14 protein-coding genes are annotated in these 14,660 nt (G+C 49.9%); 13 read left to right on the forward strand and 1 reads right to left on the reverse strand.

Annotated elements, in window-relative coordinates:
- Positions 1 to 28: 28 nt before the first annotated feature.
- Positions 29 to 820, reverse strand: a complete 792-nt coding sequence (gene map / locus ACLBVC_RS17210; protein ID WP_410150645.1) for a type I methionyl aminopeptidase — start codon at positions 818 to 820, stop codon at positions 29 to 31.
- A gap of 368 nt (positions 821 to 1,188) precedes the next feature.
- Here map and rpsB point away from each other — a divergent pair, with 368 nt between their 5' ends.
- The 13 genes from rpsB (at position 1,189) to lpxA (ending at position 14,652) form a co-directional block, all read left to right on the forward strand.
- Complete coding sequence (rpsB, locus tag ACLBVC_RS17215; RefSeq protein ID WP_152326522.1) at positions 1,189 to 1,914, forward strand: 30S ribosomal protein S2; 726 nt, start codon at positions 1,189 to 1,191, stop codon at positions 1,912 to 1,914.
- Positions 1,915 to 2,061: 147 nt separating this feature from the next.
- On the forward strand, positions 2,062 to 2,913 hold the full coding sequence (gene tsf, locus ACLBVC_RS17220) for a translation elongation factor Ts (protein WP_152326523.1): 852 nt from the start codon (positions 2,062 to 2,064) through the stop codon (positions 2,911 to 2,913).
- A 158-nt stretch (positions 2,914 to 3,071) separates the two neighbouring features.
- Positions 3,072 to 3,803, forward strand: coding sequence for a UMP kinase (gene pyrH / locus ACLBVC_RS17225; RefSeq protein ID WP_101079218.1), 732 nt, complete (start codon positions 3,072 to 3,074; stop codon positions 3,801 to 3,803).
- Positions 3,804 to 3,911: 108 nt separating this feature from the next.
- On the forward strand, positions 3,912 to 4,469 hold the full coding sequence (frr, locus tag ACLBVC_RS17230) for a ribosome recycling factor (RefSeq protein WP_152326524.1): 558 nt from the start codon (positions 3,912 to 3,914) through the stop codon (positions 4,467 to 4,469).
- 158 nt (positions 4,470 to 4,627) lie between these two features.
- Positions 4,628 to 5,824, forward strand: coding sequence for a 1-deoxy-D-xylulose-5-phosphate reductoisomerase (gene ispC, locus ACLBVC_RS17235; RefSeq protein WP_410150646.1), 1,197 nt, complete (start codon positions 4,628 to 4,630; stop codon positions 5,822 to 5,824).
- A 285-nt stretch (positions 5,825 to 6,109) separates the two neighbouring features.
- Entirely contained in the window at positions 6,110 to 6,868 is a 759-nt protein-coding gene (gene ispU / locus ACLBVC_RS17240) for a (2E,6E)-farnesyl-diphosphate-specific ditrans,polycis-undecaprenyl-diphosphate synthase (protein WP_095923213.1), read from the forward strand.
- Positions 6,869 to 6,877: 9 nt separating this feature from the next.
- On the forward strand, positions 6,878 to 7,726 hold the full coding sequence (gene cdsA / locus ACLBVC_RS17245) for a phosphatidate cytidylyltransferase (protein ID WP_410150647.1): 849 nt from the start codon (positions 6,878 to 6,880) through the stop codon (positions 7,724 to 7,726).
- A gap of 41 nt (positions 7,727 to 7,767) precedes the next feature.
- A complete protein-coding gene (rseP, locus tag ACLBVC_RS17250; RefSeq protein WP_410150648.1) occupies positions 7,768 to 9,123 on the forward strand; it encodes a sigma E protease regulator RseP in 1,356 nt (451 codons plus the stop codon).
- A gap of 36 nt (positions 9,124 to 9,159) precedes the next feature.
- A complete protein-coding gene (gene bamA, locus ACLBVC_RS17255; protein ID WP_195815762.1) occupies positions 9,160 to 11,580 on the forward strand; it encodes an outer membrane protein assembly factor BamA in 2,421 nt (806 codons plus the stop codon).
- Positions 11,581 to 11,733: 153 nt separating this feature from the next.
- The gene (skp, locus tag ACLBVC_RS17260) at positions 11,734 to 12,231 is read left to right on the forward strand and encodes a molecular chaperone Skp (RefSeq protein WP_056781728.1); all 498 of its coding nucleotides are present in this window, start codon (positions 11,734 to 11,736) and stop codon (positions 12,229 to 12,231) included.
- Positions 12,232 to 12,233: 2 nt separating this feature from the next.
- Positions 12,234 to 13,256, forward strand: a complete 1,023-nt coding sequence (gene lpxD / locus ACLBVC_RS17265) for a UDP-3-O-(3-hydroxymyristoyl)glucosamine N-acyltransferase (RefSeq protein WP_152326529.1) — start codon at positions 12,234 to 12,236, stop codon at positions 13,254 to 13,256.
- Positions 13,257 to 13,404: 148 nt separating this feature from the next.
- Entirely contained in the window at positions 13,405 to 13,860 is a 456-nt protein-coding gene (fabZ, locus tag ACLBVC_RS17270) for a 3-hydroxyacyl-ACP dehydratase FabZ (RefSeq protein WP_095923207.1), read from the forward strand.
- A gap of 3 nt (positions 13,861 to 13,863) precedes the next feature.
- Positions 13,864 to 14,652, forward strand: coding sequence for an acyl-ACP--UDP-N-acetylglucosamine O-acyltransferase (gene lpxA / locus ACLBVC_RS17275; protein ID WP_195815764.1), 789 nt, complete (start codon positions 13,864 to 13,866; stop codon positions 14,650 to 14,652).
- Positions 14,653 to 14,660: the final 8 nt, after the last annotated feature.

Here is a 14,660-nt window from a genome sequence, read left to right on the forward strand (position 1 = left end):
TATCCCCTCTGCGCCGAGCGGGGAACTGTTAGTCGTGCGTCAGGATAGCCGGGATGGTGTCATCCTTACGCAGCGTCATAATTTCACAACCGTTATCTGTCACCACAATAGTATGCTCGTACTGAGCCGACAAGCTGCGATCTTTAGTTTTTACTGTCCAGCCGTCTTTCATGGTGCGGATACGGTAATCACCGGCGTTGACCATTGGTTCAACGGTGAAAGCCATACCAGCCTGCAACACCACGCCGCTGTCATCCGCATCGTAATGCAGAACCTGAGGTTCCTCATGGAAACCTTCGCCGATGCCGTGACCGCAATATTCACGCACTACAGAGAATTTCTCGGCTTCGACGAATTTCTGAATCTCTTTACCCAGCGTGCGCAGACGGATACCGGGTTTAATCATACGCAGGGCAATGTACAGGCTTTCCTGCGTGATGCGGCAAAGGCGCTCGCCAAGAATGGTTGGCTTACCTGCGATGAACATCTTGGAGGTATCGCCGTGGAAACCGTCTTTAATGACGGTGACGTCGATATTGACGATGTCGCCATCTTTAAGGATTTTGTCTTCGCTCGGAATACCGTGGCAAACCACTTCGTTAATTGAAATGCAGACCGATTTCGGGAAGCCGTGGTAATCCAGGCAGGCAGAAATGGCTTTCTGTTTATTCACTATGTGATCAGAACAAATTCGGTCAAGTTCGCCGGTGCTGACGCCCGGTTTAACGTAAGGCTCAATGATTTCCAGCACTTCCGCAGCCAGACGGCCAGCGACGCGCATTTTTTCGATATCTTCCGGGGTTTTGATTGAAATTGCCATGAATAGTCCTGCAGGTTCTGTACATCGGGTGTGCTTTATTTCTGCACCGATGTCGTCAATAATTAGCTGTGGCTTATGGTATCAGTCCTGATATTACCTGCCAAACTATCATTTTCCGGGAAGTCATCCGGTGAACAAAAGTTGCTGCCGGGTCGTTATTTATGGTATAAAGCGCGCCGGCAATCCGCTCTGAGTCTTAACGACGCTGAGGGATTAAAGCCAAAATCACTCATTGTGTACTTATTAACGTAAGTAATAACACACACGTATCGACACATTCGCCGGGGTGCTCTGGGAATCCGTTCTGCAGGGTCGGTGTTATGGGATACGTGGAGGCATAACCCCAACTACTTAATAGAGGTTTTATCATGGCAACTGTTTCCATGCGCGACATGCTTCAGGCTGGTGTTCACTTCGGTCACCAAACCCGTTACTGGAACCCGAAAATGAAGCCATTCATCTTCGGCGCACGTAACAAGGTTCACATCATCAACCTGGAAAAAACTGTTCCAATGTTCAACGAAGCTCTGGCTGAGTTGCAGAAGATCTCTGCCCGTAAAGGCAAGATCCTGTTCGTTGGTACTAAACGCGCAGCAAGCGAAGCGGTAAAAGAAGCTGCACACAACTGCGACCAGTTCTTCGTGAACCATCGCTGGTTGGGCGGCATGCTGACTAACTGGAAAACTGTTCGTCAGTCCATCAAACGTTTGAAAGATCTGGAAGTTCAGTCTCAGGACGGTACTTTCGAGAAGCTGACCAAGAAAGAGGCGCTGATGCGTACTCGTGAATTGGCTAAGCTGGAAAACAGCCTGGGTGGTATCAAGGATATGGGTGGTCTTCCTGATGCTCTGTTCGTTGTCGACGCTGATCACGAACACATTGCAATCAAAGAAGCTAACAACCTGGGTATCCCGGTATTCTCCATTGTTGATACCAACTCCGATCCGGATGGCGTTGACTTTGTTATCCCAGGTAACGATGACGCAATCCGTGCAGTAAATCTGTACCTGAGCGCTGTTGCTGCTACTGTCCGTGAAGGCCGTTCGCAAGATCTGGCTGTTCAGGCAGAAGAAAGCTTCGTAGAAGCTGAATAATAAGGCAAGCTCAGCAGAGCCCTTATTAACCAGGTATTGAAATATGTTGGTTAGGGGGCCTTTATTGGCCCCCTTTGCTTATCTTAAATGCGAGAAATATCTCACCGCAAAAAGCCTTTTTGCACTGAGATAATCGAGGAAAATACAATGGCTGATATTACCGCTGCCCTGGTAAAAGAACTGCGCGAACGTACTGGCGCTGGCATGATGGATTGTAAGAAAGCTCTGGTTGAAGCTAACGGCGACATCGAGCTGGCAATTGAAAACATGCGTAAATCTGGCGCGATCAAAGCGGCGAAAAAAGCAGGCAACGTAGCTGCTGACGGCGTGATCAAAACCAAAATCGAAGGCAACTACGGTGTGATTCTGGAAGTTAACTGCCAGACTGACTTCGTTGCTAAAGATGGTGGTTTCCAGGCTTTCGCTGACAAAGTATTGGACGCTGCGGTTGCAGGCAAAATCACCGACGTTGAAGTGCTGAAAGCACAATTCGAAGAAGAGCGTGTTGCGCTGGTCGCAAAAATCGGTGAAAACATCAACATTCGTCGCGTTTCTTCCCTGGAAGGCGAAGTGTTGGGTAGCTACCTGCACGGCGCACGTATCGGTGTTCTGATCGCAGCTAAAGGCGCTGACGAAGATCTGGTTAAACAAATCGCTATGCACGTTGCTGCAAGCAAGCCTGAATTTGTTAAACCAGAAGACGTGTCTGCTGAAGTTGTTGAAAAAGAGTACCAGGTACAGCTCGACATCGCTATGCAGTCTGGCAAGCCTAAAGAAATCGCAGAGAAAATGGTTGAAGGCCGCATGAAGAAATTCACCGGCGAAGTTTCTCTGACTGGTCAGCCTTTCGTTATCGACCCAAGCAAAACTGTGGGCCAGGTTCTGAAAGAGCACAACGCTGACGTTGTTAACTTCATCCGCTTTGAAGTGGGCGAAGGTATCGTGAAAGTTGAGACTGACTTTGCTGCTGAAGTTGCAGCGATGACTAAACAGTCTTAATCAGTATCTGATACACCTAAAATGGAACCGCTGCGAAAGGGCGGTTCCATTTTATCCAGCCCCAAATTCCCATTACATTGTGCGTGTGGTCATTCAGACAGCGCTATGATGTAAAGACCGACTATCCATTAAGACACATTGCTTCTAGGACAGACACCATGGCTACCAATGCGAAACCCGTTTATCAGCGTATCCTGCTCAAACTCAGTGGCGAAGCCCTGCAGGGCAGTGAAGGTTTTGGTATCGACGCGAGTGTATTAGATCGTATGGCTCAGGAAGTGAAAGAGCTGGTCGAACTCGGCATTCAGGTAGGCGTTGTGATCGGCGGCGGTAACTTGTTCCGCGGTGCGGGTCTGGCGCAGGCTGGCATGAATCGTGTTGTAGGCGACCATATGGGTATGCTGGCGACTGTCATGAATGGTCTGGCGATGCGTGACGCGTTACACCGTGCTTATGTTAATGCACGTTTGATGTCCGCAATCCCTTTGAACGGTGTTTGTGATAATTACAGCTGGGCTGAAGCGATCAGCCTGCTGCGTCATAACCGCGTGGTGATTTTCTCCGCCGGTACCGGCAATCCTTTCTTTACCACCGACTCAGCAGCGTGCCTGCGTGGTATCGAAATCGAAGCCGATGTGGTATTAAAAGCCACCAAAGTCGACGGTGTTTACTCCGCCGACCCGGTGAAAAATCCGGAAGCGACGCTGTACGAAAAACTGACCTATCAGGAAGTGCTGGAACAGGAATTGAAAGTGATGGATCTGGCGGCGTTTACACTGGCCCGCGATCACAATCTGCCAATTCGTGTTTTCAACATGAACAAACCGGGTGCATTGCGCCGTGTGGTGATGGGTGAAAACGAAGGGACACTGATTTCTAACGCGGAGTGATCCTTCACAATTGAACGTACCGTTCAGCCAGCCTGTGCTGGCATAAGTATTCACGGACTATACTGATGTTATGGTCTGCCAGGTAACCAGCTTTCAAGGGTTCACAACGTGATTAACGAAATCAAAAAAGACGCTGAAATTCGTATGGATAAATGCGTTGAAGCATTCAAAACGCATATCAGCAAAATCCGTACCGGCCGCGCTTCTCCGGGCATTCTGGATGGCATCATGGTCGATTACTATGGTTCATCTACGCCACTGCGCCAGCTGGCTCAGGTAACTGTTGAAGATTCCCGTACTTTGGCTATTTCCGTATTCGACCGCTCTATCAGCGCGGCTGTGGAAAAAGCGATCATGACATCTGATTTGGGTCTGAACCCATCTTCTGCGGGCGCGACCATCCGCGTTCCATTGCCAGCACTGACTGAAGAGCGTCGTAAAGACCTGATCAAAGTGGTTCGTGGCGAAGCAGAACAGGGCCGTGTTTCTGTGCGTAACGTCCGCCGCGACGCTAACGACAAAACAAAAGCACTGCTGAAAGATAAAGAAATCAGCGAAGATGAAGATCGCCGTTCTCAGGACGATATTCAGAAACTGACTGACATTTTCATCAAGAAAATCGACGTTGCGTTAGCTGAAAAAGAAACTGAGCTGATGGATTTCTAATCCGGCTTATGCCTCTCACAAAGCGCCGCAATTGCGGCGCTTTGTTTTTAAGTGGCCTCCAATTATTTTATCTGTCTGCACAATCTCATGGACAAGCCCGATAAGAGGTTTCAGACTGTGCACTTTCCGAATTTACGAGCGTTATCCCGGGCATTTTCATGAAACAAATGACTATTCTTGGTTCGACAGGATCTGTCGGCACCAGCACGCTTTCCGTTGTCCGGTCTAACCCTGACGCGTTCTCTGTTAAGGCTCTGGTTGCGGGTCGCAATGTCGACGTTATGGCGCAGCAATGTCTGGAGTTTCGTCCGGCCTATGCGTCGATGGCGGATGAGTCTTCTGCGCGCAAATTGCGGACAATCTTGTCGGAACAGGGAATTAACACCGAAGTCCTATCTGGCCCGGATGCGGCCATCGAACTGGCGGCGCTGGATGATGTCGATCAGGTGATGTCTGCCATTGTCGGCGCTGCGGGACTGTTACCGACGTTGTCTGCCGTTCGTGCGGGCAAACAAGTTCTTCTGGCAAATAAAGAATCCCTGGTGACCTGCGGTCGCATTTTCATGGATGCCGTGCGTCAGAGTCAGTCTCAGCTCTTGCCTATCGACAGCGAACACAATGCGATTTTCCAGAGTTTGCCTGAATCCGTTCAGAGACAACTGGGCTATGCTTCACTTGAAGAACACGGTATTTCCCGCATTGTGCTGACCGGTTCCGGCGGGCCATTCCGCGAATTGCCTTTAGACCATTTCAGCAGCGTGACACCGGATCAGGCATGTGCTCACCCAAACTGGTCCATGGGGCGTAAGATTTCTGTCGACTCTGCAACGATGATGAACAAAGGGCTGGAGTATATTGAGGCGCGCTGGCTGTTTAATGCGTCAGCCGCCGAAATGGAAGTGATTATCCATCCGCAGTCGGTTATCCATTCTATGGTTCGCTACCGTGACGGTAGCGTACTGGCTCAGCTGGGCTCACCGGATATGCGAACGCCTATTGCGCATGCCATGGCGTATCCCCGCCGTGTAACGACTGACGTTGAAGCACTGGATTTTTGTAAGATGGGCGCACTGACGTTTAGCGATCCGGATTACGCGCGTTATCCTTGCCTTCAGCTTGCTATCGAAGCCAGCAATACCGGGCAGGCAGCCACTACCACGCTGAATGCAGCGAATGAAATCTCAGTGGCGGCTTTCTTGAATGGCGAGATTCTTTTTACTGACATTGCTTCACTGAATCGTCAGGTCATGGACCAGTTAGTGAGCGCCGAACCGACGTCTGTTGAGGAAGTGTTGGAGATTGACGCTCGCGCACGTGCATCGGCAAAGGATAAACTTCCTCAGTTTGCGCGATAAGACCGGTTTAGTGCTTATGCAGCAGTTTGTTAGCGCCACATTGAAATGGTATAGTCTGCGCCACACTGACAGTAGATTTGGCTTTTCTGCGCCTGAATGTTAAAGGTGGAATCGGTGATCTGTTAGTGTAAGCCGTGCCTGTAAGGGAGACACGGCTTTTTTGCGCGTGTTGCCGCACCCTCGATAAAAGGTGCCGCGTCAGCTAAACGTTGTAGCGTGAGCCATATCTGGCTTATGTCAGCTGGAAAGCCGTTGTGTTCTGATAAAAGGAAATGAGTACGCGTTATGTCCCTCGAAAATCAACAGATGTCTGATATGTGTTGCTCTCAACCTCGCCATGTTGCCATTATCATGGACGGCAACGGACGCTGGGCAAAACGTCAGGGTAAAATGAGGGTATTCGGTCATAAAGCGGGAGTGAAGTCAGTGCGTAAAGCGGTAAGCTTTGCTGCCAGTCATCACCTTGATGCGCTCACGCTTTATGCCTTTAGCAGTGAAAACTGGAATCGTCCGGCTCAGGAAGTTTCCGCCTTGATGGAGCTGTTCGTTCGTGCGTTAGACAGCGAAGTTAAAAGCCTGCATAAACACAATGTCAGGTTGCGGATCATTGGCGATGTCAGTCGTTTTAGTGCTCGTCTGCAGGAACGCATTCGTCGTTCAGAAACACTTACTCAAAATAACGACGGTCTGACCCTGAACATCGCTGCAAATTACGGTGGCCGGTGGGATATTATTCAGGGCGTGAAGACGCTGGCCGGACAGGTTGAAGCCGGTACATTGCGGGCAGAGCAGATTACAGAAGAGTTGCTGAATTCAGCGGTCTGTATGAGCGAACTGGCACCCGTCGATTTGGTGATCAGAACCGGTGGGGAACATCGGATCAGTAACTTTTTGCTGTGGCAGATTGCCTATGCGGAGCTCTACTTTACCGATGTCCTCTGGCCTGATTTTGATGAAAACACCTTTGAAGGTGCGCTGACCGCGTTTGCACAGCGAGAGCGCCGCTTCGGGGGGACTACACCTATCGGCGCCGATGCGTCCTAGGGAGAACATTTGCTGAAGTATCGCATTATCACAGCTTTGATTTTAATACCGATTGTTATTGCAGCACTCTTTTTGCTGCCGCCGGTGGGTTTCGCCATTGTCACCTTAGTGGTGTGCATGCTGGCCGCGTGGGAGTGGGGCCAGCTCGCCGGGCTTGCAACCCGTAGTCAGCGTATCTGGCTGGCGATACTGTGTGGTTTTCTGTTAGCCGCCATGATGTTGAGCATTCCGGCTTATCATCAGAGTGTTTACTTACCACAAGTTAGCGGCTCGTTGTGGGCTGCGCTGGCGTGGTGGTGTCTGGCGTTAGTTCTGGTGGTCGCGTATCCGGCTTCCGCTGCATTCTGGCGTCATTCACGGGTATTGCGTGTGCTGTTTGGCGTACTGACGATTGTGCCGTTCTTCTGGGGCATGGTCGCGCTGCGCCAGTACGGTTATGCTGAAAATCCTCACACAGGCGCGTGGTGGCTGTTATATGTCATGCTGCTGGTCTGGGGAGCAGATTCCGGTGCTTACCTGTTTGGTAAGTTGTTCGGTAAGCATAAACTGGCACCGAAAGTTTCTCCGGGGAAAACCTGGGAAGGGTTTATCGGTGGGCTGGTGACATCTGCCCTGATAGCCTGGTTGTTTGGCCGCTATGCCCCTTTGAGCGTGCAGCCAGCAACGTTATTGATTTGTTCTGTGGTGGCTGCGCTGGCTTCTGTGCTGGGCGACCTGACGGAAAGTATGTTCAAGCGTGAAGCCGGAATCAAAGACAGTGGTCATATGATCCCGGGTCATGGCGGAATATTGGATCGCATTGACAGCCTCACTGCTGCGATTCCTGTATTCGCCTGTCTTATGCTGTTAGTGTATTAACCGTCGCAGACGGTGAAGTTTTCTAAGGAATAGTTGGACATATGATGAACATACTCTGGAGCCTGGCCGCCTTTATCGTCGCATTGGGGGTGCTTATCACCGTGCACGAGTTCGGCCATTTCTGGGTTGCTCGTCGTTGTGGTGTGCGTGTTGAACGCTTCTCTGTTGGCTTCGGTCGTGCATTGTGGCGTCGCACCGATCGTCAGGGAACCGAGTACGTGCTGGCCATTATTCCTCTCGGGGGCTACGTCAAAATGCTCGACGAACGCGTCGAGGTTGTAGCCCCTGAATTTCGTCATCAATCCTTCAATAACAAAAAAATCTGGCAGCGTGCTGCTATCATCAGCGCCGGGCCGATTGCCAATTTCATCTTTGCGGTTTTTGCATATTGGCTGATCTTCGTGATTGGTGTGCCGACCGTGCGTCCGGTTGTTGCAAATGTCACTGCAAATTCAATCGCTGCGCAATCCAATATTTCTCCGGGAATGGAACTAAAGTCTGTTGCCGGTATCGAAACGCCTGATTGGGATTCAGTTCGTATGGCGTTGATTGGCGAGATTGGTGATGATCAAACAACAGTAGGAGTTGCGCCTTTTGGCTCCAGTAATGTTGTTGAGAAAACACTGAATTTACGTCAGTGGCAGTTTGATCCTGAAAAGCAGGATCCGGTGGTCTCTCTGGGTATGATTCCACGAGGTCCGCAGATAGAATCTGTCTTGCAGGAAGTGCAGCCAGATTCAGCCGCGCAAAAGGCGGGTTTGCAAGCCGGAGACAGGATCGTTAAAGTCGATGGTCAGATTCTGGAAAGTTGGCAGTCGTTTGTCATTCAGGTGCGTGACAATCCGGGCAAGCCAATCAGTCTGGAAGTTGAGCGGGGTGGTTCTCCCGTCGCTTTAACACTGACGCCGGATACGAAGTCTGCAGGTAAAGGCAAAATACAGGGTTTTGCTGGTGTGGTCCCGAAAGTGGTGCCGCTGCCTGATGAATACAAAACAATCCGTCAGTATGGTCCGTTTGTGGCGTTTTATGAGGCCGGGGATAAAACCTGGCAACTGATGAAACTCACCGTGAGCATGCTGGGTAAGTTAATTACCGGGGATGTGAAGCTGAACAATCTGAGTGGCCCAATCTCCATCGCACAGGGCGCAGGAATGTCAGCGGAGTATGGTTTGGTGTCTTACCTCACGTTTTTGGCACTCATCAGTGTCAATCTCGGGATCATCAACCTCTTCCCGTTACCGGTATTAGATGGTGGCCACCTGCTGTTTCTTGCAATAGAAAAGCTTAAAGGTGGGCCAGTTTCCGAGCGAGTTCAGGACTTCAGTTACCGCATTGGTTCAGTTTTGCTGGTGTTGTTGATGGGGCTTGCACTTTTCAATGATTTCTCCCGTCTTTAAGACCGGAGATTAGGTTAGGAAGAACGCATAACAACGATGGCGATCAAAAAGTTGCTCATAGCGTCGCTGCTGTTTGGCAGCGCCACCGTATACGGTGCAGACGGTTTCGTAGTGAAAGATATTCATTTCGAAGGCCTGCAGCGAGTTGCCGTCGGTGCGGCGTTACTCAATATGCCGGTTCGTGTCGGTGATACCGTTACTGACGATGACATCAGTAATACCATTCGCGCATTGTTTGCCACTGGCAACTTTGAGGATGTTCGTGTCCTTCGCGATGGTGATTCTCTGATTGTTCAGGTCAAAGAACGTCCAACGATTGCCAGCATCACTTTCTCCGGTAATAAATCGGTGAAAGATGACATGCTGAAACAAAACCTGGAAGCCTCTGGCGTCCGCGTTGGCGAAGCGCTTGACCGTACAACCATCGGCAGTATTGAAAAAGGCCTGGAAGATTTCTATTACAGCGTCGGTAAATACAGTGCGTCGGTAAAAGCGGTTGTCACACCTTTACCGCGTAACCGTGTTGACCTGAAACTGGTGTTTACCGAAGGTGTTTCTGCCAAAATTCAGCAGATCAACATTGTGGGTAACCATGCCTTCTCGACTGATGAACTGATTTCCCGCTTCCAGTTGCGCGATGAAGTGCCTTGGTGGAACGTGGTCGGTGATCGTAAATACCAGAAACAAAAACTGGCGGGTGACCTTGAAACCCTGCGCAGCTTCTATCTGGATCGCGGTTATGCCCGTTTCAATATTGATTCGACTCAGGTCAGCCTGACGCCGGACAAAAAAGGCATCTACATCACGCTGAACATCACAGAAGGTGAGCAGTACAAACTTTCTGGGGTTGAAGTCACCGGCAGCATGGCGGGTCACTCAGCGGAAGTTCAGAGCCTGACTAAAATTGATAAAGGCGAGCTGTACAACGGCGCTAAAGTCACGAAGATGGAAAACGACATCAAGCAGATGTTGGGCCGTTATGGCTATGCCTATCCGCGTGTGACAACTCAGCCTGAAATTAACGATGCAGACAAGACAGTAAAACTGCATATCAACGTAGATGCGGGTAACCGTTTCTATGTGCGTCATATCCGTTTTGAAGGCAATGACACCAGTAAAGACAGCGTTCTGCGACGTGAAATGCGTCAGATGGAAGGTGCCTGGTTAGGCAATGATCTGGTCGATAAAGGCAAAGAGCGTCTGAACCGTCTGGGTTACTTCGAAACTGTTGATGTGGATACACAACGCGTTCCGGGTTCACCGGACCAGGTTGATGTGGTCTACAAAGTGAAAGAACGTAACACCGGTACTTTCAACTTTGGTGTCGGTTACGGTACTGAAAGTGGTGTCAGCTTCCAGGTCGGTGTCCAGCAGGATAACTGGCTGGGGACGGGTAACTCCGTAGGCATCAGCGGTACGAAGAATGATTACCAGACGTACGCAGAATTCACGATTACAGACCCGTACTTCACCGTTGACGGTGTGAGCCTGGGCGGTCGTATTTTCTATAACGACTTTAAAGCGGATAACGCGGACCTGTCTGACTATACCAACAGAAGTTACGGTATTGGCGGCAACCTTGGTTTCCCTGTCAATGAGAACAACTCATTGCGTCTGGGTCTGGATTACGTACACAACGATCTGTCCAATATGGAACCTCAGATCGCGATGTTCCGTTATCTGAACTCCGTGGGCCTGAAACCTGCGGTAACGACCAGCGATAACTCAGATGCTGATTTCAGTGCTGATGACTTCTTCGTGAATCTGGGCTGGGGTTATAACAACCTCGACCGTGGTTACTTCCCGACGTCAGGGACCAAAGCCAGCCTGAACGGTAAAGTGACCGTGCCGGGTTCAGATAACGAATATTATAAAATCACCTTCGACTCAACCAGCTATATGCCGTTGAATCAGGATCGTGATTGGGTACTGATGGGACGTGCGCGCGCAGGTTATGCGGATGGTCTGGGCGGCAAAGAAGTGCCGTTCTATGACAACTTCTATGCCGGCGGCTCAAGCAGTGTTCGTGGTTTCCAGTCGAACACCATCGGTCCGAAAGCAGCTTATTACAAATGTACTACGGCTAATACCTCGTACAGCACCTGCCCGATTGATAACTCGAGCGATGCAGTGGGCGGTAACGCAATGGCCATCCTGAGTGCGGAACTGATTGTTCCAACTCCGTTTGTTAGCGAGAAATACGCTAACTCATTGCGTACGTCTCTGTTCGTGGATAGCGGTACAGTCTGGGATACGGGTTGGGAAAACACGCCGCAAACTATTGCAGCGGGTGTGCCTGATTACAGTAAGCCTGGCAACATTCGTGTGTCTTCTGGTCTGGCGTTGCAATGGCAGTCTCCTCTGGGGCCGCTGGTGTTCTCTTACGCACAGCCAGTTAAGAAATACGAAGGCGACAAAGCGGAACAGTTCCAGTTTAACATTGGTAAAACCTGGTAACGTTTTGTCTGCGAAGAGTTTATTCAGCAGAATCGCAAGGGCCTGATGCTGAATTTGATACACGGGTTTCGGCCCGTATATTGTTTTAATGTCGGGTGTTTTGTGTAATTTACTGTGCCATCTGGCACAAACGGGTGATGGAAGGAGTTTATAGTGAAAAAGTGGTTATATGCCGCAGGCCTCGGTTTAGTTATGGCTTCTTCAGCTAGCGTTCAGGCTGCTGACAAAATTGCTATCGTTAACGTCGCTAGCATTTTCCAACAGATGCCAGCTCGCGAAGCTGTGGCTAAACAACTGGAAAACGAGTTCAAAAGTCGTGCAACTGATTTGCAATCTCAGGAACGTGATCTGCAAACTAAAATGCAGCGTCTGCAACGCGATGGCTCAACCATGAAAGCCAGCGATCGTTCTAAACTTGAAAAAGACGTAATGGCTCAGCGTGAAGCTTTCTCAGCTAAAGCGCAGCAGTTCGAGCAAGATAACCGTCGTCGCCAGGGCGAAGAACGTAACAAAATCCTTAGCCGTATTCAGGACGCTGTGAAATCTGTTGCCAGCAAAGAAGGTTATGATGTTGTTATTGATGCAAACGCAATCGCGTACGCTAGCAATGACAAAGATATTACTGCTGATGTGCTGAAACAGGTTAAATAAACATGTCTTCAATTCGACTGGCTGATCTCGCACAGCAGTTGGATGCACAATTGCACGGTGATGGCGAAATTGCCATCACCGGCGTTGCTTCAATGCATTCCGCACACTCTGAGCAAATCACGTTTTTATCAAACAGCCGCTACCGTGAACAGTTGGCCTCCTGCCATGCAGGTGCCGTAGTGTTGACGGAAGCGGATCTGCCATTTTGCCCTACAGCGGCATTAGTGGTTAAAAACCCTTACCTGACGTACGCGCGTATGGCGCAGTTGCTGGATACTACACCAGCACCGGCACAGGATATTGCTGCGAGCGCGGTGATATCAGACAGTGCTTCATTAGGTAAGAATGTCTCGGTTGGCGCAAATGCAGTCATCGAATCGGGCGTTGTGCTGGGTGACAATGTTGTCATCGGCGCAGGCTGTTTTATCGGTAAAGAGGCAAAAATAGGCGCGGGTACACGTTTGTGGGCCAACGTTTCTATTTATCACCGCGTTGAAATTGGCGAGCTGTGCCTGATTCAGTCAGGTACGGTGATCGGTGCTGACGGTTTTGGTTATGCCAATGACCGCGGCAACTGGATCAAAATTCCTCAGCTGGGCACCGTCATCATTGGCGATCGCGTTGAAATTGGTGCATGCACCACGATTGACCGCGGCGCGTTGGATGACACCATTATCAGCAATGGCGTTATCATTGATAATCAATGCCAGATTGCACACAACGTCGTGATTGGAGACAATACGGCGGTGGCTGGCGGTGTTATTATGGCCGGTAGTCTGAAAATTGGACGCTACTGCCAAATCGGTGGAGCCAGTGTTATCAACGGTCACATGGAGATTTGTGACCAGGCTGTCGTAACAGGAATGGGAATGGTGATGCGACCAATCACTGAACCTGGGGTATACTCCTCCGGTATTCCGTTACAACCGAATAAAGTTTGGCGTAAGACGGCTGCGTTGGTAATGAATATTGATGAGATGAATAAGCGCTTGAAAGCTGTCGAGCGTAAAATCGAAAAAGATTAATTACCATTTACGGTGACGCTTTGTGTTCCCTTTGTTGAGTGAACCTGCGACATACGTTCCTATTTGCGGCCTGCCTGATGACCTTTTTTTGGGGTCTGGCAGGCCGTGTTATTGATGCCATCAGTTTTTTATAGACAGGAAGAGTATTTTGACTACTGACACTCATACTCTGCGTATTGAAGAGATACTGGATTTATTGCCACACCGTTACCCGTTCTTACTGGTTGATCGCGTGCTGGATTTTGAGAAAGGCAAATTTTTGCGCGCTGTGAAAAACGTTTCTTTTAACGAACCGTTCTTCCAGGGCCATTTCCCGGGCAAACCTATTTTCCCTGGCGTTTTAATTCTGGAAGCGATGGCTCAGGCCACCGGTATTCTGGCATTTAAAAGCGTGGGTAAACTGGAGCCAGGCGAACTGTATTACTTCGCAGCAATCGATGATGCACGCTTTAAACGTCCGGTCCTTCCGGGTGACCAGATGGTTCTGGAAGTTGAATTCATTAAAGAGCGTCGTGGTGTTGCTCGTTTTAAAGGTGTCGCAAAAGTAGATGGTGAGATTGCTTGCGAGGCATCAATGATGTGCGCCCGTCGCCGGGAGTCTTAATACATGATTGACAAAACCGCCTTTATTCATCCAAGCGCTATTGTTGAAGACGGTGCCGTTATCGGTGCCGGAGTGCATATCGGTCCTTTCTGCTACGTGGGTTCCCAGGTAGAAATCGGAGAAGGGACTGAGCTTAAATCACACGTAGTTCTTAATGGCGTGACCAAAATTGGTCGCGATAACCGCATTTTCCAGTTCGTCTCCATTGGTGAAATTAACCAGGATCTGAAATATGCCGGTGAACCAACACGCGTTGAGGTCGGCGATCGCAACAATATTCGTGAGAGCGTTACCATTCACCGTGGTACCGTTCAGGGCGGTGGTCTGACAAAAGTGGGCAGCGATAACCTGTTGATGGTTAACGCACATATTGCCCATGATTGTGTCATTGGAAATCGCTGTATTCTGGCGAACAACGCGACACTTGGCGGCCACGTTGAAGTTGATGATTTTGCGATCATCGGCGGCATGACCGCAGTGCATCAGTTCTGCATTATCGGCGCGCATGTGATGGTAGGTGGTTGTTCTGGCGTTGCCCAGGATGTCCCTCCGTTCGTCATTGCGCAGGGTAATCATGCGACACCTTTCGGTATCAATATCGAAGGTCTTAAGCGTCGTGGTTTTGAGAAAGCAGATCTGCACGCAATCCGTAATGCCTACAAGTTACTGTACCGCAGCGGTAAAACGCTGGAAGAAGCACAACCGGAAATCGCTGCTATCGCCGCTGAATTCCCGAAAGCTAAACCTTTCAGTGATTTCTTTAGCCGCTCTACCCGCGGCATTATTCGCTGATCTGCGCT

Origin of the sequence: Rahnella selenatireducens (genome assembly GCF_046449555.1) — a bacterium.
Classification (GTDB): domain Bacteria; phylum Pseudomonadota; class Gammaproteobacteria; order Enterobacterales; family Enterobacteriaceae; genus Rahnella; species Rahnella selenatireducens.